General features: G+C 61.6%; 15 protein-coding genes. 7 read left to right on the top strand and 8 right to left on the bottom strand.

The window, feature by feature from the left end; translation table 11 throughout:
* Positions 1-62: 62 nt before the first annotated feature.
* The gene (locus ASTEX_RS15560; RefSeq protein ID WP_013480592.1) at positions 63-2,879 is read left to right on the top strand and encodes a valine--tRNA ligase; all 2,817 of its coding nucleotides are present in this window, start codon (positions 63-65) and stop codon (positions 2,877-2,879) included.
* A gap of 48 nt (positions 2,880-2,927) precedes the next feature.
* Here the strand turns inward: ASTEX_RS15560 and ASTEX_RS15555 are convergent, their stop codons facing one another.
* From ASTEX_RS15555 to ASTEX_RS15545, 3 genes are all read right to left on the bottom strand, one after another.
* The gene (locus tag ASTEX_RS15555) at positions 2,928-4,145 is read right to left on the bottom strand and encodes a hypothetical protein (RefSeq protein WP_013480591.1); all 1,218 of its coding nucleotides are present in this window, start codon (positions 4,143-4,145) and stop codon (positions 2,928-2,930) included.
* A gap of 139 nt (positions 4,146-4,284) precedes the next feature.
* A complete protein-coding gene (locus ASTEX_RS15550) occupies positions 4,285-5,541 on the bottom strand; it encodes a hypothetical protein (protein WP_013480590.1) in 1,257 nt (418 codons plus the stop codon).
* Positions 5,528-6,868 (bottom strand): hypothetical protein, encoded by a 1,341-nt coding sequence (locus ASTEX_RS15545; protein ID WP_013480589.1) that lies wholly within the window; start codon positions 6,866-6,868, stop codon positions 5,528-5,530. The genes ASTEX_RS15550 and ASTEX_RS15545 overlap by 14 nt, the downstream gene beginning before the upstream one ends.
* Positions 6,869-7,012: 144 nt before the next feature.
* Between ASTEX_RS15545 and ASTEX_RS15540 the strand changes: the two genes are divergently transcribed.
* Complete coding sequence (locus ASTEX_RS15540) at positions 7,013-8,191, top strand: glycosyltransferase (RefSeq protein ID WP_245532554.1); 1,179 nt, start codon at positions 7,013-7,015, stop codon at positions 8,189-8,191.
* A 93-nt stretch (positions 8,192-8,284) separates the two neighbouring features.
* Here the strand turns inward: ASTEX_RS15540 and ASTEX_RS15535 are convergent, their stop codons facing one another.
* Positions 8,285-8,704, bottom strand: a complete 420-nt coding sequence (locus ASTEX_RS15535) for a glycine zipper 2TM domain-containing protein (protein ID WP_013480587.1) — start codon at positions 8,702-8,704, stop codon at positions 8,285-8,287.
* A 291-nt stretch (positions 8,705-8,995) separates the two neighbouring features.
* Between ASTEX_RS15535 and ASTEX_RS15530 the strand changes: the two genes are divergently transcribed.
* On the top strand, positions 8,996-10,255 hold the full coding sequence (locus ASTEX_RS15530) for a class I SAM-dependent RNA methyltransferase (RefSeq protein ID WP_013480586.1): 1,260 nt from the start codon (positions 8,996-8,998) through the stop codon (positions 10,253-10,255).
* 5 nt (positions 10,256-10,260) lie between these two features.
* Positions 10,261-10,932, top strand: coding sequence for a glycosyltransferase (locus tag ASTEX_RS15525; RefSeq protein WP_013480585.1), 672 nt, complete (start codon positions 10,261-10,263; stop codon positions 10,930-10,932).
* A 174-nt stretch (positions 10,933-11,106) separates the two neighbouring features.
* On the opposite strand, the gene ASTEX_RS15520 is transcribed toward ASTEX_RS15525, so the two are convergent.
* Together ASTEX_RS15520 and ASTEX_RS15515 are read right to left on the bottom strand one after the other, a co-directional pair.
* Positions 11,107-12,882 (bottom strand): transglycosylase SLT domain-containing protein, encoded by a 1,776-nt coding sequence (locus tag ASTEX_RS15520; protein WP_013480584.1) that lies wholly within the window; start codon positions 12,880-12,882, stop codon positions 11,107-11,109.
* A gap of 164 nt (positions 12,883-13,046) precedes the next feature.
* Entirely contained in the window at positions 13,047-13,889 is an 843-nt protein-coding gene (locus ASTEX_RS15515; protein ID WP_013480583.1) for a uracil-DNA glycosylase, read from the bottom strand.
* Positions 13,890-13,996: 107 nt separating this feature from the next.
* Here ASTEX_RS15515 and ASTEX_RS15510 point away from each other — a divergent pair, with 107 nt between their 5' ends.
* From ASTEX_RS15510 to ASTEX_RS15500, 3 genes are all read left to right on the top strand, one after another.
* Positions 13,997-15,664, top strand: coding sequence for an electron transfer flavoprotein-ubiquinone oxidoreductase (locus ASTEX_RS15510; RefSeq protein ID WP_013480582.1), 1,668 nt, complete (start codon positions 13,997-13,999; stop codon positions 15,662-15,664).
* A 148-nt stretch (positions 15,665-15,812) separates the two neighbouring features.
* The gene (locus ASTEX_RS15505) at positions 15,813-17,594 is read left to right on the top strand and encodes a tetratricopeptide repeat protein (RefSeq protein ID WP_013480581.1); all 1,782 of its coding nucleotides are present in this window, start codon (positions 15,813-15,815) and stop codon (positions 17,592-17,594) included.
* Positions 17,591-18,436 carry a 4-(cytidine 5'-diphospho)-2-C-methyl-D-erythritol kinase gene (locus tag ASTEX_RS15500; protein WP_013480580.1) on the top strand — a complete coding sequence of 282 codons (846 nt, stop codon included), beginning with the start codon at positions 17,591-17,593 and terminating at the stop codon, positions 18,434-18,436. Before ASTEX_RS15505 ends, ASTEX_RS15500 begins: the two co-directional genes overlap by 4 nt.
* A 215-nt stretch (positions 18,437-18,651) precedes the next feature.
* Here ASTEX_RS15500 and ASTEX_RS15495 read toward each other — a convergent pair whose 3' ends face one another.
* Positions 18,652-19,059, bottom strand: coding sequence for a DUF6157 family protein (locus tag ASTEX_RS15495; RefSeq protein WP_013480579.1), 408 nt, complete (start codon positions 19,057-19,059; stop codon positions 18,652-18,654).
* A gap of 49 nt (positions 19,060-19,108) precedes the next feature.
* Positions 19,109-20,404, bottom strand: a complete 1,296-nt coding sequence (locus tag ASTEX_RS15490) for an AmpG family muropeptide MFS transporter (protein WP_013480578.1) — start codon at positions 20,402-20,404, stop codon at positions 19,109-19,111.
* Positions 20,405-20,465 lie beyond the last annotated feature (61 nt).

Below are 20,465 nucleotides of genomic sequence, written 5' to 3'. Positions count from 1 at the left end.
GGAGCGGTGTCCTATGCTAAGGACGCCGCTCTTTCTGTTTCAAGCTTACACGCGAAAAGACCATGCTGGAAAAGACCTTCGACCCCAAAACCGTTGAACCGCGCCTCTATGAGATGTGGGAAACGTCCGGTGCGTTCAAGCCGAGCGATGACGAAGGCGCCGTACCCTTTTCCATCGTCATCCCGCCGCCCAATGTGACGGGCAGCCTGCATATCGGCCACGCCCTGAACAACACCCTTCAGGACGTGCTGATGCGCTTTGAGCGGATGCGCGGCAAAGCGGCCCTGTGGCTGCCCGGCACGGACCACGCGGGCATCGCCACGCAGATGGTGGTCGAGCGTCAACTGGCCGCCGCCGGTAATGTCGGCCGCCGCGATATGGGCCGCGAAGCCTTTGTCGAAAAGGTGTGGCAGTGGAAGGCCGAAAGCAGCGGCACCATTCAGGGGCAATTGCGCCGTCTGGGGGCGTCGTGCGACTGGTCACGCGAACGCTTTACGCTGGACGAGGGCCTCTCGGCCGCCGTGCGCAAGGTCTTTGTTCAGCTTTATAAGGAAGGCCTGATCTACCGCGACAAGCGGCTGGTCAACTGGGACCCGCATTTCCAGACCGCCATCTCCGATCTTGAGGTCGAGCAGAAGGAGGTCGATGGCCACTACTGGCACTTTGCGTACCCACTGGCTGACGGCGTGACCTTTGACTATCCGGTCAAGGACGAAGAGGGTCATGAAACGCTGGAAACGCGCGACTATATCGTCGTGGCGACGACGCGCCCGGAGACGATGCTGGGCGATACCGCCGTGGCCGTGCATCCGGACGATGAACGCTATCAGGCCCTGATCGGCAAAGAGGTCATCCTGCCGATCACAGGCCGTCGCATCCCCATCGTGGGCGACGACTATGCCGACCCGACCAAGGGCTCCGGCGCGGTGAAGATCACTCCGGCGCACGATTTCAACGATTTTCAAGTCGGCAAGCGCCATAACCTGCCGCTGATCAATATTCTGACGCCGTTCGCCACCCTTAACGACGAGGTGCCCGAAGCCTATCGCGGTCTGGATCGTTTCGCGGCGCGCAAGGCCATCATCGCCCGCGCCGAACAAGACGGCTGGCTGAAAGCTATCGAAAAGACCAAGCACATGGTGCCGCACGGCGACCGGTCGGGCGTGGTCATCGAACCCTTCCTGACCGATCAGTGGTATGTCAATGCCGGTGAGCTGGCCAAGGAGGCGCTGGCCGCCGTCGAAGATGGCCGCACGGTGTTCGAGCCGAAGAACTGGGAAAAGACGTATTTTGAGTGGCTGCGCAATATCGAACCGTGGTGCATCTCACGTCAGCTCTGGTGGGGCCACCGTATTCCGGCGTGGTTTGGTCCAGACAAAAATGCAAATTTTGATGATATGTCCACTTGGTATAGTCAAATATTTGTTGCTGAAACCGAAGAAGAATTACTTGAGCAAGCTAAAGGATATTACGGTTCAGAAATTGAAGTGAGCCTTGCTAAGCAGCCTGACAAGGCGGGCTTGGCTTGGAAAGATGGCACCAATAACATACTTGAGCGTGTTGAGCTGCGCCAAGACGAAGACGTTCTCGACACCTGGTTCTCGTCGGCTTTGTGGCCGTTTTCGACCATGGGCTGGCCGGAACAGACGCGCGATCTGGAGCGCTTCTACCCGACGCACACGCTGGTCACCGGGTTCGACATCATCTTCTTCTGGGTCGCCCGCATGATGATGATGGGCCTGCACTTTACCGGTAAGGCCCCGTTCCAGCGCGTCTTTATCAACGCCCTTGTTCGTGACGAGAAGGGCCAGAAGATGTCGAAGTCGAAGGGCAATGTGATGGACCCGCTGGTCCTGATCGACGAATTCGGTGCCGACGCCCTGCGCTTCACCCTGAGCGCCATGTCGGGGCAAGGCCGCGACATCAAGCTGGCTAAGCAACGCATTGAAGGTTATCGCAATTTCGGCACCAAGCTGTGGAACGCCCACCGCTTTGCCCAGATGAACGAATGCGCGGCGGTGGCCGGTTTCGACCCGTCGTCGGTCAAGCTGACGCTCAGCCGCTGGATACGCGGCGAGACGCACAAGACGGTGAAGATCGTCACCGAAGCGCTGGAAGCCTGCGCCTTCGATGACGCGGCCAATGCCCTGTATAAATTCGTGTGGAACGTCGTCTGCGACTGGTACGTCGAACTGTCGAAGCCGATCCTCAATGGCGAAGATGCCGAGGCCAAGGCCGAAATCCGCGCCATGACGGCGTGGGTGCTGGATCAGTGCCTGATCCTGCTGCATCCGGTCATGCCCTTCATCACCGAAGAACTGTGGGCGGCTACGGATGGCCGCGCCAAGGCCCTGATCGTCGAACAATGGCCGGTCTATGCCGCGGCGGCCATTGATGCCGCGGCGGATACCGAGATCAACTGGCTGATCAACCTGATTTCCGAAGTGCGCAGCGTGCGTTCAGAAATGAACGTGCCGGGCTCGGCCAAGGTGCCGCTCACCCTCACCGGGGCGGGGCCGCAGACTCAAGGCTGGCTGACCATGCACCGCGACCTTATCCTATTCCTGGGGCGTCTGGGTGAGGTCGGCGTGGCCGAAACGGCCCCGGTGGGCTCAGTGCCCTTCGTGATCGCCGAGGCGACCGGTAACCTCAGCGTCGCCGAATTTATCGACCTCAAGGCTGAGGCGGCGCGTCTGGCCAAGGACATCGCGGCCTTTGACAAGACGATCGAGGGCACCAAGCGCAAGCTCGACAACCCGGAGTTTGTCAAAAAGGCCCCGGAAGAGGTGATCACCGAGAATCAGGAACGCCTGAAAGACGCCGAGGACGGCAAGGCCCGCCTGTCGGCGGCGCTGGAACGGCTGAAAGCGGCCCTCTAACCAAAAGCCTCGGCGCACACCGGGGCTTTTTTCATTCGGGGGCTTTTTTCATTCCGCGGCGGGCAGGGGCGGCAGGCGTCTGCCCCGCTGCGGCAAGAGGCGCGCCACGGCAGCAACCACCTGCGCCCGCTGTCGAAAGGCCAGCGTGCCGGCCAGCGCGACGGTGGTAAGGGTGATCAGGTGCAGGGTCAGGGGCACGGGCAGGATGGCGCGCTGCTCGACCTCGTTCAGCACCAGAATACTCCCCGACGGGCCGATCAGCCCCCACATGCTGATGCTGGCCCAGCGGCCGCCCTGCCGCGCGACCAGATGCGCCAGCAGCGCGCCAAAAGGCACCACCAGGAGCAGATCGTAATCCATCAGACGCGGATTGAGCAACTGCGCCAGCCCCAGACCCAGCACCAGCCGTTCCCTTGGGCGGAGCTGCCCTAACTCCGCTATAGCCAGTCCCGACAGGGCCAGCGTCCCCATCACCACAGGCAGAAGCGACAGGGCCGCAGGCGCAGTGCTGTCCATGCCCCAACTGTGCAGCCAGCCGAAATAGCTGATGCCCGTTTGGTCGCTGAGCACCACCTGCGATAGGGTGTCTTTCCATAGCGGTGTAAGGGGCGAAGGGCTATGCAACACCCACAGGCTGAGGCTCAGGCCCGCCACGACGCCCGCCGCCGTCCAGCCGAGGCGCCAGCGCAGGGGTCGGTCCATAAAGGCCAGAACGATCAGATAGGTGAGAAGGACGGGTTTGATCAGGCTGACGACGGTGACGGTCAGCACAAACGGCCACACCCGTTGTGGCAGGCTGAGCGCTCCCAACAGCACCAAGCCATGCAGCAGGATGGCGATATTGCCGCAGGCGATGCAGCCGCCGGTAAACAGGGCCAGCAGGGGCAGTTTCAGCCGGATATCGACCTCCGGCAGCGCGAATTTGACGGCATAGGCGCTCAGCCCGCAAAGCGCCAGCAGCCACAAACCACCAAACAGCAGCCGGTAGCCATCGGCCCCCAGATGCCCGATCACAAAGGCCACGCCTTCGACAACGGGCGGCGCATAGACAAAGGTTGCGCTTTTCAACCCCGCACAGGCCGGGGTGAGGTCGTAAGGATTGCCGCCTTTCAGCAGGGTCAGGCCCGCGCAGGTGACGGCATCGAAGTCTTCAAAGCCCGGCGTACCCCGCACAAAACGCCCGGCCAGCCCCCCCATAACCGGAAGCGAACATAGAATACCCCACCACAGCGGGGGCAGATGCGTCAGGCGGGGATTGGGGGCCATAACTTTTCTCTCTGTATCGAAAGAAAAGACAGGTCGCCGCTCATGTGGATGAAACTAAGGAGCCTCTGTGTCCAGCGGTTCGCAGTCGTGGCAAAACCGGGGCAAAGATGTCGTTTCCGGCCTTTTTTGGTGTCAGGGTCTATAGGCGTCCCTGTAAAATATCACCTAGGAAAGGCTTGGGATTTTTCAGGGTCTGCTGGATAACATCCTTGTTTTTCCGGATCACGATCAGGCTGACCCACAAGACAAGGGCGACAAAGGCCGGGGACATGATGTCGGCAGGTTTGAAGTCCTTGATCGGCAAAACCGCCATGAAAAAGCCCGCGACGCCAATCCACAAAAACGTCCACGACACCTGAGAAAAGGTGCGCTCGCCGTAATCGCGCGCCACCATGACGACGGCGGCCAGCATGGTCGGCAGGAACAGCATGTCGTAGGACATCATGCGCGGATTGATCAGTTGCGCCATCCCAAGCCCGATCAGGATGCGCGTATCGAGGCTCAGCTTACCGAGATCGCACAACAGAAGCCCGGCCAGCGCCATGATCGGGAAATAGACGGCAAAGGCGATCAGGGTGGCGGGATGATCAATGGTCAGGCCGACCCATTCGGCCCAGGCGAGCAGGGTATAGCCCGGCTGTTCGATCAGGGTGATGTCGTAAATGGTCTTTTGCCACACCTCATACAGCGGGCCAGCGGTGCGGCTGATCCACACATAGAGGCCGATGCCGATGGCGGCCCCGGCGGCGGACCAAAAAAGCCGCGAGCGCAAAGGCCTTGCGTCGCACATCAGTACGATCAGATAAGTGAGGAAGACCGGCTTGATGATCGACGACAGCAGCACGACCAACAGGAAGGGCAGGCGGGTACGGCGGATCATCAGCGCTGTGCCGATGGCGGCGGCGTGGCAGATGACGGCGATATTGCCGCACGATACCGCTGAGCCGGAGACGATCGTATAGCCCAGCAGGCGGATATGCATCGGCAGGTTGGGGAAGCTGCGCTTCAGCCCATACCACGCAATGACCAGCAGGGCAGCTATCAGAAACGGCGCATAGAGCCAGCGCGCCCCGGTCAGCCCCGTCACTTCGATAATCGGGCGCAGGAATTCACCAATCTGCGGCGCATAGACGTAGGGCGCCGCCTTGAGGCCTTCGCAGGCCGGCTCATAGGCATAGGGCGACAGACCGCGCCGCATATAGTCCGCCCCGCAGATCAGAGCGTCAAAGTCGTTCATCCACCACTTGCCCTTGACCAGACGCCCCAGCAGGTGGCTGACCACGGAAAAGCTGATCAGGAAGAGGAACCAGAAGCGGGTGGATTTTTTCTGCGTATGCGCCTGCAACCACGTCAGGGCGTCGGGGCGGGGCTTGCGGAAAAATTCAGTCAGGGACACGGGCAGACTTTCGAGGCAGGGGGCGAAGCAGGAGAGCGGTGAGGATGGCGTCGCGGCGCTGGGCGAAGGTCAGGACCCCCGCAGCCAGCACGTAAAGACTTAGCAACAACGTACTGATGCGCGTGGTGAAATCGCCCAGTTCGGCCGCGCCACCGATCAGACAAAAGACGCAGATGACGGTCAGAATCGTGCGGCCGCGGTCCTTCAGGACGCTCAGCGGTTTAGAGGTTGCGATGAGGGACGGGCTGTAAAGCGCGATATAGGCCAGACCGACGCCGATCAGGAAAACGTCCTGCGACATCAGGCGCGGAATGGTCAGGACCCCGAGGCTGAGGCCCAGCCAGATGCGGGCGCGCGTGTCGAATTTCAGCCCTTCGGCGATGGCGAGGCCACTCAACGCCATCAGACCCGCAAAGACCAGCCAGCCCAGATTGGCCCCCACACTGTCGCCGCGCAGCCCCATCAGGCCCAGCCAGCCATAAAAGCTTTCGCCCGGCGTGGTGGTATAGACAAAGCCCGACAAGGTGGCGCGCCAGCTTTGCGACAGGGCAGAGCCTTCGGTGGCAAACAGGACGGTTGGCAAAAGCCCGGCTATGGCGGCGACGGCGGACCAGCCGAGGCGCTTCCATAGGGGCAGGTCGATAAACAGCAGCACCAGCAGATAGGTGAGGAAGACCGGCTTGATGACGCCGCACAGGGCGACTACGGCGGCGAACAGCAACGGATAGCGCTTGGCGACCATCGCTGAGGCCAGCACCGCCGCGTGGCACAGAACAGCGATATTGCCCCACACCACGGCGCTGCCGGTCAGGAAGGCGGCAAAGGGAATCTTGTCGAGCAGGGTGGGGTGAAGTTTCTCCTCCCCTGCGACAGCGGGGGAGGTGGATTCGATGCCGGAGGCGGCGAAGACGGAGGGGGTATCAGTGTCTGTAAGCCCCCTCCGGCGCTGCGCGCCACCTCCCCCGCTTTGCAGGGGAGGTGAAAAGTAGGCGCCGCCGAGCAATACCACCAGGCTGAGGACGTAGAGCGCGCCGTAGAGCCAGATCAGGCCGTCCTGACCGATCAGGCGAATCACGCCGGCAAAGGCTTCGGCGACGACAGGCAGATAGACATAGACCGCCGTCGTGCCCTCCATCGCCGCGCATTTGAGGTTGAGATCATACAGCGCGCCGCCGTCGATGATCTTCTGCGCGCCACAGGCCACGGCGCGGTAATCACCGAACCAAGCGTGGGATTTGGCGATCTTGCCCAACACGCCGGAGAGCAGGGGCAGGAAAAAGACGAAGACAATCAATCCGATACGCAGCGCCGGGGGAAACCGTTTCATTCACACCTCAAAAAGCCCGCCGACCTCCGCTCAAGGCCGCGTCGGCGTCGCGCCATTTTGATGCCGCTATGCCAAATCAAAAGTTTGTTATATACCGCGACCCACACGGCCACAGGCCTGCACCATAAGTTTCAGGAGTTGTTTTTGCCAGACGCAAATTTTGCCGCTGACAAAGCCCCGGACGCCGCCGCGCCCGATCTCAGCCTTATCATCTGCACGCTGAACGAAGGCGCGGCCATCCGCAGCGTGATCTCCGAGATAGCCGAGCACCTGAGCGGCCTCAACTATGAAATCCTCGTCGTCGATGACGATTCGAAGGACAATACCGCTGCCGAAGTGAGCGATCTGGGTAAGAGCGATCCCCGCGTGCGCCTCTATGTGCGCAAGGGTGAACGCGGCCTGTCGTCCGCGGCTATCCGCGGCTGGGATATGGCGCGCGGCCGCGTGCTGGGGATTATGGACGGTGACGGTCAGCACGACCCGGTGGCCATTCGCGCTTTGGCTGACATGATCCTCAAAGGCGACAAGGACCTGGTCTGCGCCTCGCGCTATATCGGCAAGACGGATACGGGCCTGAGCTTTATCCGTGATCTGGGCTCAAAGGCGGCGACGCTGGCCACCGGTCTGGTGCTGAAAGCGCCCCTGACCGACCCGATGAGCGGCTGCTTTATGATGACGCGCGACTGGTACGAAACCGCGCGACCCAACCTGACCGGGGTGGGCTTCAAGATTCTGGTCGATCTGGTGGCTTCCACCAAGGTGCGCCCGCGCTTCGGTGAGGTGAAGGCGTCGCTGCGTCAGCGTCAGGGCGGCGAATCCAAGCTCGATATCCGCGTCGTGCTCGATCTGGGGGCGCTGCTGGTCGAAAAGGCCACCAACGGTCTTATCTCCGCGCGCTTCGTGCTGTTCGGGCTGGTCGGCGTGTCGGGCGCGTTTGTTTATGCCATTATTCTGGCGCTTAGCCATTCGCTGCTGCGTGTTGATGGCGGCCTGCCGCTCTATCGCTATCAGGTGCGCTACGACGACATTATCAACTACGGTCTGGCCATCTGGCTGTCGATGACGTGGAACTTCTACATCAACAATGTCCTGACCTTCCGCGACAAGCGTCTGAGGGGCTGGCCGATGCTTACCGGTCTGCTGGGCTTCTATTTCGCCTGCTCCATAGGGGCGTTGCTCAGCCTGGGGGTGGCGATCCTGCTGAAGGACTATTTCGGTATCCACTGGTTCGCGGCCGGCATTTCGGCGGCACTACTAAGCGGTGTGTGGAACTATTGGGGGGCCAAGGCCTTCGCCTGGAACCAGAAAAAAGGGACCAACTAAAAAAGCGCCCTGCACCAAGGGGGGAAGGTGCAGGGCGTCAGTGGACCCGGATATCCTCTGAAATCAGAGAATGGGGAGGGGTTCTCGAAACGGTTAGTAACGGTCGCGACGGTCGTCATAGCGATCGCGGCGATCATAACGGTCGTAGCGGTCGCGACGCTCATAGCGGTCATCGTAACGGTCGCGGCTGCCGTAGTACTGGCACTGAGTATTGTCCGAGCCGACCTTGGCCCCGATCAGGCCGCCGACGACGGCACCCAGAATAGTGCCTTCGGTGCGCGAATTACGGGCCGAGACGCCATTACCGACGGCGGCACCAGCGACGGCACCTAGAACCGCGCCATTGGTCTTGTTATTCGTCTTGCGCTCGGCACAGGCTTCCGAATAACCGCGGCGCTCATAACGGTCGTAGCGGTCATAGGCCGAAGCGGTGCCGGCCAGACCGGCGCTCAGAACCATGGCCGAGGCCACGGCCGACAGGAAGATCTTTTTCGTGGTGTTGAACTTGGTCATGGTGAGCATCCTTTCGGGTTTATCTCAATTCCGCGGCGGGTCAGCCCGTCGTTGATGAGGACCTTTATAGGCCCCCCAACCTGAACGGTTTTTGAGAACCCTGTTCATGTTCGTTCATCTTGGCATTTTCTTTTGCGGGCCGTTCAGGCTGCTGTTTTCCGAAAATGGTCTACAGATCAATAGGTAACTGACCTGCCTGTGCCAGGAGCGGGGAGGGCGGCCTGACGCGGCACATAACTTTTTCCAAAATTTTTGTTCAGCTTTGGGCTCCATCTACTCTATTAGCCGCCCATGACTGATGTGACCCTTACCATCGAAAAAGTCGGCTTTCAGGGCGACGGCGTGACGGCGGACGGCGTGTTCGTGCCCCTGACCCTGCCCGGCGAGACCGTACGAGCCTCCCCGCCCAAGGAGGGCCATGCACGCCTTATAGGGGTGGTGACTCCGTCCGCTCAGCGCGTTGCCCCCGTCTGTCCGCATTTCAGCCAGTGCGGCGGGTGCAGCCTGCAGCACTGGGAGATGTCGGTCTATAGCGACTGGAAGCGCGCCAACGTCGAGACCGTGCTCCGCCGCGCGGGGCTGGAAACCGAAATCGCGCCCATTCTGACTACACCGCCCGCGACACGCCGTCGCGTCGGCCTGCACGCCAAACAGTATCGTCAGGGCAACACGGTGCGCACCGAGCTGGGTTACAAACGGCGGCGTTCGTGGGATCAGGTGAAGATCGAAGTCTGTCCCATCGCCGATCCGGCCCTGATTGCCGCTATACCTACCCTGACCGAAATCGCCGCGCACCTGTTTGAGCATCCGAAATCCGCTCCCATACTGTCGGTGACCGTCTCCGATACCGGGCTGGATGTGGATGTGCGCGGCATTGAGCGCAGCAAGAGCGGCGGTCTGAGCGCGCAGGCGCGCATGGAGATCGCTCTGATCGCGCAGTCGTCGGACATCCGTCTGGCGCGTATCTCGATGGCCGATGACATCCTTTATCAGTCGCATCTGCCCAGCGTGCGCTTTGGCCGCGCCACGGTGGACCTGCCGGCCGGCTCGTTTTTGCAGGCGTCTCCCCACTCTGAGGCCGATATGGTGGCGCTGGTCAAGGACGCGGTGGCGGGGACCAAACGCGTAGCGGACCTGTTCTGTGGGGCGGGCACCTTTACCTTTCCGCTGGCCGAAACGGCATCCGTCTATGCGGCTGACGGTGCGGGTGGGGCGGTGCGGGCGCTTAAGGCCGCCATTGGCCGCGCGCCGGGCCTGAAACCAATCACGGTCGAAGCGCGCGACCTGTTCCGCGCGCCGGTGGTGGCCGAAGAAATGGCCGGCTGGGACGCCGTGGTCTTCGATCCGCCGCGCGCCGGGGCCGAGGCGCAGGCGCAGCAGATCGCCCGCTCACAGGTGGCGCGCGTCGTCGGCGTGAGCTGTAATATTCAGACCTTTGCCCGCGACGCCAAAATTTTGACTGAGGCGGGCTTTCAACTGGATCGGGTGACGCCTATAGATCAGTTCTTGTGGTCCGGCCATGTCGAGCTGGTCGGCGTCTTTTCGCGGTAATTGCCTTGATCTCTGTCGTCATTCCCACCCTCAATGCCGAAGCCACACTGGTGCGCACACTGGGCGCGCTGGTTCCGGCGGTGGTCGAAGGCCTGATCAAAGAAGTGATCATCGTCGATGGCGGCTCCGAAGACGCGACGCTGGAAATCGCTGAATCCACGGGCTGTACGGTGCTGCACGCCGACGCGGGGCGCGGCCTGCAACTGTGGCAGGGGTGTAAGGCGGCCAAAGGTGACTGGCTTATGATCCTGCATTCGGATTCGCTTCTGGGCGACGGCTGGATGGACCATGTGCGCGACCACATGAAGCATTTTCCGCTGCGCGCCGGCTATTTCCGGCTGGCCTTCGACGACCCATCTTGGTTCGCCAGCTTCTGGGCCGAGGTGGTGGCCTTCAATTCACGCTGGCTGGCCATTCCGTCGGGCGATCACGGCCTGTTCCTGTCGCGCGCCCTTTATGACGCCGTGGGCGGCTACAAGGATCAGGTGGCGTTTGAAGACCTGAGCATCGACCTGGCTCTGGGCCGGGCGCGCCTGCGACCCATTCCGGTGTCGCTGACCACCAATGGCGAGCGCTTCCGCAAGGGGAGCTGGTATCTGTCGCTGTTCGGTAAGGCAGGCGGCTTTGTGCTGTACCTTCTGGGCTTCCCGCCCAAGCCGCCGGTGAAGAAGACGTAGATAAACCACAGATTACACAGATTTCACAGATTGCGGCGTTTCAATGGGCAGATCACATAGAGCCACATGCGCATCGGCGCGGGGCGCAAATCTGTGAAATCTGTGATTACTGAGCATATCGCCAAAGCGGACCCGATTTTTCGGATCAAACCGGCTTCGGCGTTAAATACAAAGCTACTTATCCGCCAGAATATCGACGATCTTGGAATCCGATGCGGCGAGGGCGAGGGTCTTTGACGGCTTGCCCATGATCTGACGATAGATCCAGTAAGAGGCGACCACCTCTTCGACATATTGCCGTGTCTGGGCGACCGGGATCGACTCCATCACCAGCAGCGAGTCGGCGTCATCGCCCAGCGAACGCATGGCGTCCTGCACCCACTTTTCGCCGGCATTATAAGAGGCCACCACGCGGAACAGGTCGGAGTCATTGATGCCCGATGCCGCCAGTTTCAGCATGTAGGACTGCCCCACCTGAAGATTAACCGCCGGGTCGAGCAGCTTGTCCGGGTTGCTCATAAGGCTGGAGTCGCGCGTCACCACATAGGCGGTGGCCGGCATCAGTTGCAAAAGGCCATAGGCCCCGGCATAGCTCTTGGCCTTAGCGTTGAACTTGCTCTCTTTTTTGGCGATGGCGAACAGCAACGCCTTATCGATGCGCCAGCCTTCGGTCGGCTCGAAATCGGGGATGGTGTAATTGGCCGGGTCGAACAGACGGTCCGAGGTGCGGATCTGCGAGACGGATAAATCGTGCGCGTCGGCCAGAGCCAGCCAGTTGCTGCGTGTCTGCTGATCCGGCGAGCGCTGAATAGCGGTTTGCAGTTCGGTGCGGGCATCGGCCTTGCGGCCTACGGCCATCAGCATCGAGACACGGCGGGCCTGAGCGTCGTTTTTGGCCCAGTTAAAGTCGGCATTAATCTTGGCCGTGTAGGCCCCGCGCGTTTCTTCAGCAAAGACCGGGGCCTGTCCCTTTTGCGCACGCACGACGGCGGGTTCGGCCCCCAGACGTTGTTCGGCCAAAAGTCCATAGAAGGTAAAGGGGAAGGAGGCGGCGTATTTGAAATAGAGCTCGGCATCGCCCTTATGCCCTATCTTGGCGGCCATACGACCGGCCCAGTAGGCCCCGCCCGATTGGCTCCAGGCGCTCTGGCTGGGGTCATTGACGATGAAATCGAAGTGTTTCAGAGCCTCGTCATAACGTCTGAGGCGATAGGCGGCGAGGCCCGCCACCCAGCGATCACCGATCTGCACGCCCAGTTTCAGCGCCTGATCCAGCTTTCCGTCATTATAGGCTGAACGCGCCGATTTGGGCGTCAGGGCCGAATCGGGTCCGGCGGTGCCCGCCTTGACCTCGCTGCGCGGCGGTCCATCGAGCAGGCCGGTGGAAGACAGTTTTTGCGCGCCCGCCAGTCTGGGGAACGGTGGGTCTTCGACGCCATCTGGCTTTTTGCGTTTGGCCAGATTCCACACACGCATGGCCTGTGGGTGATCGGGATAGCGCTCCAGCCAACTCATCAACTCTTCGTAGGTCGAGCTATAGTCCGGATGGAACAGCTTGTTGAACTCAAGATAGCCCATGAGGCTCTTGTCGCTGATCTTTTCGATCGACGCATCAGCGGTAGCGAAATCGCCCTTGTCGAGCGCGTCAAACGCCGCCTGATAAAGCTGCGCATCCCAAGGCGACAGGCCGGGATCAAGTGCCGCGGGCACCTTAGGAGCGGCTCGGGTCAGGCTGCTATAGGCGACGGGCTTACGCGGCGTGTCAGCGGCCGCCAGCAGGACCGCGCCCTTGTAGGCGGTTTGAGGGGTGCTGAGGATGGCATCAACGGTGTTGTCGCCGGTCGAAACGGCGCTTTGGGCACGGGCGGGCGCACAGAAGCAGACGGTGGCAAGCGCGGCGGCGGACATCAGGACATGCCGGTAGCGGGCGCGGCTCGCAGGTCTGGTCAAGGCAACACTCCGTCGTTGTTTATCCAAATCGGGAGGCTTCGACCCTGAGCGTTTTCAGCTCATGACAGGTGAAGCGGTGCATCCTGGCCAGCGCGGGAAAGTGCGGACGCCTGTGGACAGTAATCAAAACCTGATGGGGAGGCAAGCTATTAAGGGTTGCGCTCTTAGGCCAGACCGTCCGTGGCCAGAAGGAAATCGCTCCAGAACGCCTTTTTGGCAAGGGGTTGGCGCAGCAGAAGCGCCGGGGGGAAGGTGACAAAAACCCGCAGGGAGCTGCCGCCCGAAAGGGTCAGATGGTGCGCCTTGCCGCGCAGTTTTTGCACGCTGTCGTTGGAATCAAGTACGCTGCGCACCGCCGTCGCGCCGCACAGGATGAGGACCTTGGGCGCGCTCAGTTCGATCAGGCGGCGCAGAAAGGGAGAGGTGAGGCGGATGTCTTCGTCTGTGGCCGGACGCCCGCCCGCCGGACGCCAGAACAGGCCGGGCAGGCGTAAGGTGCGCGCGTTCAGCCCCAGCGCCGACAGAGCTGCATCGGTCAGATGACCGGGCTTACCCTGAAAAGCCGCCTGCGCCTCGTCTTCATCGGCGTCGGGCACATCGCCGACGATCAGCACGTCAGCCGGTAAGGCCCCGCGTCCGCGGATCAGGCCCTTCCCCCCCTCATAGCGCAGGGGCACATCCGGAAAAGCATCAACCGCGGCATAGAGCGCTTCAACGGTCGCGGCGCTGGCGGCGATGGCCGCGGCGGCGGTTACAGCGCGCTCGACATCAAAATGGCGCAGCGACTCAGGCCTCAAGGCATTGACCCGCGCGGCGCTTGGCAGCGGCGTCACCGTGGCCGAGACGTTTTGCGCCGTTGCCGTCACAGAACGCGATTTATTTTCCGCCAAAAGACGATTAATAGGCTGAGCATTGTAGATGTCGTCCAGCTCATGGTCTTTGAGAAAGCTGAGATAGCTTTCCAACTCGCGCATGGCTTGGGCCGTGATGGCGTGAGGCTCCGGCATAAACAGACATCTTTGAGAAAAATGATCGTCAGGGTCTTTACAGTCTTTACGGAAACTGTGCCACAAGATCAAACCGGCACCGGGAAATATTAGAGAAGAGTACGAACATGGCGGATGTACCCGAACGAGAATCGATGGAATATGACGTCGTCATCGTGGGCGGCGGCCCGGCGGGGCTGGCGGCAGCCATTCGCCTCAAACAGACAGCGCAGGCCAGCGGCGGCGACGTATCCGTGGCCCTGCTGGAAAAGGGCTCAGAGATCGGCGCTCACATTCTGTCCGGCGCGGTGTTAGACCCGTCGGGCCTGAGGCAGCTCTTTCCCGACTGGAAGGCGCAGGGGGCACCGCTGGAAACGGCGGTGACCGAGGATCGCTTCATCTATCTGGGGCCGCAGGGCGCGCTCGATATCTCCTTCCTGCCCATGCCGTCCTATATGAAGAATCACGGCTGCTATATCGGCTCGCTAGGCAATCTGAGCCGCTGGATGGCCGAACAGGCCGAGGCGCTGGGCGTCGAAATCTATCCGGGCATGGCCTGTTCCGAAGTCCTGTATGACGACGCGGGGGCCGTGGCCGGTGTGGTGGCGGGTGTGTTCGGCCTCGACCGCGAAGGCCTGCCCAAGGGCGATTATCAGCCCGGTCTGGAACTGCGCGCCCGTTATACCTTCTTTGCCGAAGGCGTGCGTGGGTCCCTGTCGCAGCAGATCATCAAGCGCTTTGAGCTGGACAAGGACAGCGACGTCCAGAAGTATGGCATTGGCATCAAGGAGTTGTGGAAGGTTCCGAAGGCAAAGCATAAGCCCGGTCTGGTTCAGCATACGCTGGGCTGGCCGCTAGATGACAAGACCGGCGGCGGTTCCTTCATGTACCACTTCGGCGACGGATATGTGTCGATCGGCTTTGTCGTCCACCTCAACTATCAAAACCCCTATCTGTCGCCGTTCGATGAGTTCCAGCGTTTCAAGCAGCATCCGGTGGTGCGCGAGCATCTAGAAGGCGGGCAGCGCATCTCCTACGGCGCGCGAGCCATTACCGAAGGCGGTTATCAGTCGGTGCCTCGCTTAAGCTTCCCCGGCGGGGTCCTGATCGGCTGTTCGGCGGGCTTTGTGAACGTGCCGCGCATCAAGGGCAGTCATAATGCCATCAAGAGCGCCATTCTTGCCGCCGATGCGGCGTGGGCAGCCCTGTCGTCCGGCGACGCGCCGCAGACGCTTGAAGGGTATGACAAAGCCTATCATAAGTCGGATATCGCCAAAGAACTCAAGCTTGTCCGTAACGTCAAACCCCTGCTCAGCCGTTATGGCACGACGCTGGGCATGGTGCTGGGTGGCCTCGATATGACGGTGGGCAATCTCACCGGCGGCTGGTCGCCCTGGGGCACGCTGAAGCACGGCAAGACCGATGCACAGTCCCTCAGACCTGCTGCGGAATTCAAGCCGATCACCTATCCGAAGCCGGACGGCAGGCTCAGCTTTGACAAGCTGTCTTCAGTGTTTATCTCCAACACCAACCATGAAGAGGACCAGCCGGTCCATCTGCGCCTCAAGGACCCGGAGGTGCCCATCGCCATCAACCTGCCCAAATATGCCGAGCCGGCGCAGCGCTACTGCCCGGCCGGGGTCTATGAGGTGGTGGACGATAACGGCAAGCCGCGCTTCCAGATCAACGCCCAAAACTGCGTCCACTGCAAGACCTGCGATATCAAGGACCCGACGCAGAACATAGTGTGGACAACGCCTGAAGGCGGCGGTGGTCCCAACTATCCGAATATGTGATGTAACTCCTCCCTGTGCCAAAGGCATGGGGAGAAGCGTAGGGCTTTTCCCTAGAATTTGACGTTTTTGAAAGGGATGTCCTTAGATAAGGACTTGATCCTGCCGGATTTACTGCGTTCACTGTGCCGGTAATCGAGAGACGCCCCTGATGAAGCCCGTTCTTACCTCTGCCGCCTTTGCCGCCCTCGTGTGCCTGACCACGCCGGTCATGGCCGCCGATAAGGCCTATACCAGCGCTTATGGCGACTTTCTGGTCGGGCGTCTGGCGGCGGCGCAGGGCGATACGGAAACGGCCGCGCGGGCGCTGATGGCGGCGGCGGACGCTGACCCTGCCAATGCGGCCTTGCGCGAACGGGCCTTTCTGGCGGCGGTGCTCAGCGGTGATATGAGCTTTGCCCGCAGCCATATTCCCACCAATGGCGGGCGCTTGTCGCGCACGGTGGCGGCTCAGGTGCAGGCCATCGCGCTGATCCGCGAAGGCAAGGGAAAGGCCGCTGCGGCCATCATCGAAGCCTCGCAAAAGGCTGGGGCCGGCGACCGCGCCACGTTGCTGCTCAAGCCATTATCCTACGCCGCTGCGCGCCAGTGGGATAACGCCATCGACCCGACGCTGGAAAGCCAGTTGAGTGCCGGTACAACGCCGAATCGCGACCGTCTGGTGCTGTTTCTGCAGGCCGCCAATCAGGCGCGTCTGCTGGAGATGAAAGGCCGTCATGCCGAGGCCGAGGCCATTTTTAAGGTCATCTGTCAGCCGGGTCCGGCTAGCGTGCTGTTCGGCCCCTATTACGGGGCCTTTCTGGAGGGCCGCGGCCGCAAGGACGAGGCGCGCAAGCTCTATACCGACATTCTGGGTGTGTCTGAGGACCGTCTGGTGCGGCAGCGCCTCGAAGGCCTCGACGCCAAAGACTATCGCAAGCCGAAATCGCCCGATGTGCGGCTGATTCTGGCCGACAGCCTGTTCCTGTCCGGCACGCTTTATGCCTCTGAGCAACAGTCGGAAATGGCGCTGGCGACGCTGAGGCTGGCGCAATATGCCGCCCCCGAAACGGCGGCCGCCACGCCCACGCTTGACCGCACGCGGCTTCTGGCCGGGCAGGTGCTGATGCGCATGAAGGACATGCAGGCGGCGCAGACCGAATGGGCCTCGATCGAGCCCGACTCGCCCTTTTACCGCGAGGCGCAGGTGCGCGCGGCCTGGAGCCTCAAGGAAGCCGGCGATCTCGACGGGGCTGAGGCGCTGTTTACCGAACTGAGCACCGCCGACCCTAAGGACATCGGCCTGACGGTCGAGCGAGCGCGCCTTCTGTGGCAAAAGGACGATACGGCCGGGGCGCTCAAGCTGATAGAGGCCTATCAGGCCGCCTATGGCGACGCGGATTTCGGCTGGGAAACGTGGTTCACTGTGGCCGTGCTGTATCAGGCCTCTGGCGACTGGGACAAGGCCAAGGCGGCGGCGCAAAAGGGCCTGACCCTGCAACCGGACAGTTCGGAACTGCTGAATCTTTTGGGTTACGGTCTGATCGAGCGCAAGGAGAATGTGACCGAAGGCATGACCATGATCCGCAAGGCGCTCGAAAAGACGCCGCGCTCAGGGGCGATCATGGACTCGCTCGGCTGGGGCTATTACCAGCAAGGCCAATACGTCGAGGCGCTGGAATGGATCGAAAAGGCCATCGCCGCCGAACCCGCCGATCCGGAAATCACCGACCATCTGGGCGACGTCTATCACAAGCTGGGGCGCACCATCGAAGCGCGCTATCAGTGGGCGCGCGTCCTGACGCTGGAGGCCGACGACAAGCAAAAGGCCGCCGTGCAGGCCAAGCTGGATACGGTCACCGTTCCGGAAGCCAAGGCCGTAGCCGAGGCCGAAACGGCACCGACGGCCAAGCCTAAAATCCCGGTCAAGACACCGGCTAAAACGCGCAAATGAAGCTGTTGCGACTGGCCCCGGCCAAGGTCAATCTCTATCTGCACGTCGCTGCCCCGGATCACCGGGGCTATCACCCCCTGCGCAGTTTGGTGGTCTTTGCCGACTATGGCGATGAGGTGCGCCTGACGCCAGGTGAGGGGCGGATGTTCATTGATGGGCCGTTCGGGCAGAATTTGAGCCCGGGAGAGGACAATCTGGTTCTCAAGGCCGTGCGGCGGTTTGAAGCGGCAACCAGCGTGCGGGTGAATAGCCACGATTTCCACCTGACCAAAAACCTCCCCTTAGCCTCAGGCGTTGGCGGCGGCAGTGCCGATGCCGGGGCCGTGTTGCACCTGTTGCGTGCCACCTGCGCGCCGGAGGTGTCAGACAACGCCCTGTCGCGCATCGCGGCAGAGACAGGGGCCGATGGCGTGATGTGCCTGTGGGCCAGGGCGGCGATTGCCGAAGGTTATGGCGAGCGATTGACGCCGGTGGCGATTCCCCCTTTACCCGCCGTGCTGATCAATCCGGGCGTCGAGTGCCCGACACCGGCGGTATTCAAAGCCTATGATTCGGCAGCGGAATTTGCCCCTATTGACACACAGTGGCGGGGGGAGGACGTGATCGACGACCTCAACACCACCCGTAATGATCTGGAAGCGCCCGCCATCCGTCTGGTGCCGGTGATCGGTGAGGTCCTGGCGTCTTTACGCGCCCAGCCTGAGACACGCTTTGCCCGCATGTCGGGATCGGGGGCGACCTGTTTTGCCCTCTGCGACACGCTGAGCGAAGCCGAAACACTGGCGGCCCGACTGCGCGCCGACTGGCCAAAGGCGTGGGTACGGGCCTGTACACTGAAGTGATCCACAGATGGCCACAGGTGACATCTGGTCAATGATATATCATACCGTGGGGAGGATCGGGTTTTGAGAACCACAGATTACACAGATGGGCGCTTCGCGCCGGGGTTTGTGTGGCCTTCCCAGTCAGACGCTGAAAACGGATAACCTGTGAAATCTGTGTAATCTGTGGTTTCTACAGATCATCACCACACAAGCTAACCCTCTGCGGAGAGAGGTTACGCTATCTCCACCGCACGCTTGCTGCGCATGGCTTTTTCGACGCGGACTTCTGGGTCTTTGAGAAATTTCTGATAAGCTACGGAATCGGCAGGATAAAGCGCGATCTTGCCCGCGTGGTTATAATGCGCCCCGAAGCCATAGGTCTTGGTTAGAGGCGAGGCGCGCATGCACGGGTGCCCTTTGGACAGAAACGCCGCCCGTGCCTGCTGATCCGCTGTATCGAGGCCGTGTTTGAGGCAATGGACGGTAAAGTTCAGATCATCCAGCGTCAGTTCGTAGGGATGTTCAGACAACAGATCGAAATGCAGCCGCGCTAGGGTCGGCGGACCGTCGCGGCGCGGCGGTTCGACCCCCATGCGGTGTTTCGAGTCTTCGGCGATGGCGATAAAGGTGTTGCGGATCATGGCGTCGTCCCTGTGTCGCGGCCTTTGGGACAATGACTATACGCCTGTCTCAGGTCGCCTTGAAGAGGCCACGCTGCCGCAGGATCAGGCAAAGACTCAATGCGGGAACCCCCGCCACGGCCGTGCCGATAAAGAAGGTCTGATAGGCCCCGAACAGGCCGTGTGCCGCCGTCAGCCCATCGACGATCTGCCCCGAAAAGCCTTTCAGCAGTTTGCCGGTCAGGTCGGCTGCGGAATACATCAGGGCAAAGTGGGTGAGGGTGTGTTCCTTCACCGTCAGCCGCGTCAGAAAAGCGATAAAGGCCGTTTCGGCTATGCCATTGGCGATATTGTCGATGATCAGGGTGCCGCCGAACACGGTAACATCCCCCGGATGCGAGGCCATCAGGGCAAAGCAGATATTGGACAAAGGCCCGGTGACCGCCCCCAGCCAGAAGGCGCGCTCGACCCCCAGCCACAGAAGGCTCGCCCCGCCCAGCGCCACCCCGGCGAACGAGGCCGCCAGCCCGATGGTCGAACGCACATAGGCGATATCGGCATTGCTGAGGCCCGTGTCGCTGTACAACGGCCCGGCCACCGGCCCGATCAGATAGTCGGGCAGGCGATAGAGCGCCACGGTCGCCAGCACCCACCACGCCAGTCCCGCGTGTTCCTGAAAAAAGCTTTTCAGCGGCACGACGACATAGGTGTCGAAGCTGTAGGGCACCTGCGGCGTCAGGGCTTCGGCGCGCGACGGTCGCGCAATCAGCGTCGCGGCCACACCGACCAGCATCAGCGCCGCCAGCCCGGTCACGGTGGCGGGCCAGCCGAAGCGCTCCGCGGGTACCAGGATCAGCGAGCCGGACACAATGGCCGCTATCTTATAGCCCAGCGAATAGATGGTCGGATTGAGTGCCTCCTGCGCCTGCCCCTCGGTCTGCTCGATGCGCCAGGTATGGATAGCGATTTCCTGCGAGGCGGCGCAAAGTGCCAGCAGCAGGGTCACGGCGACAAAGGCCCAGATATTCCCCGTGGGGCCGATGGCGGCCATGCCGATCAGGCTGAGGATCACGCCGCCTTGCGCCAGCAGCATGAAGGATCGCCTTTGGCCCAGACGCGCGTGCAGGACGGGCAGGCGCACCTTATCCATCCACGGGGCCCACACGACCTTGAAGCCGTAAAACAGGCTGATCCAGCCCATATACCCGATGACGGTCAGGCTTGTGCCCTCTTCGCGCATCCAGAAGCCGAGTGTCGCGCCGGTCATCAAAAAGGGCAGGCCCGCCGAAAACCCCAGCACCAGCAGCAGCCAGGCATTGGGCGTTTTCAGGGCGCGGAGAATGTCACGAAGGGTGGGTTTGGTCATAGGAGCCCTAAAGTGCCTCCCCTGATCTCAGGACAGGCGCGGGAGCAAAACGCGATTCTCC

This window comes from Asticcacaulis excentricus CB 48 (assembly GCF_000175215.2).
GTDB classification, from domain to species: Bacteria; Pseudomonadota; Alphaproteobacteria; order Caulobacterales; family Caulobacteraceae; genus Asticcacaulis; species Asticcacaulis excentricus.
Note: the sequence above shows the minus strand (reverse complement) of the source record. Positions and strands in the feature narration are given on the sequence as shown.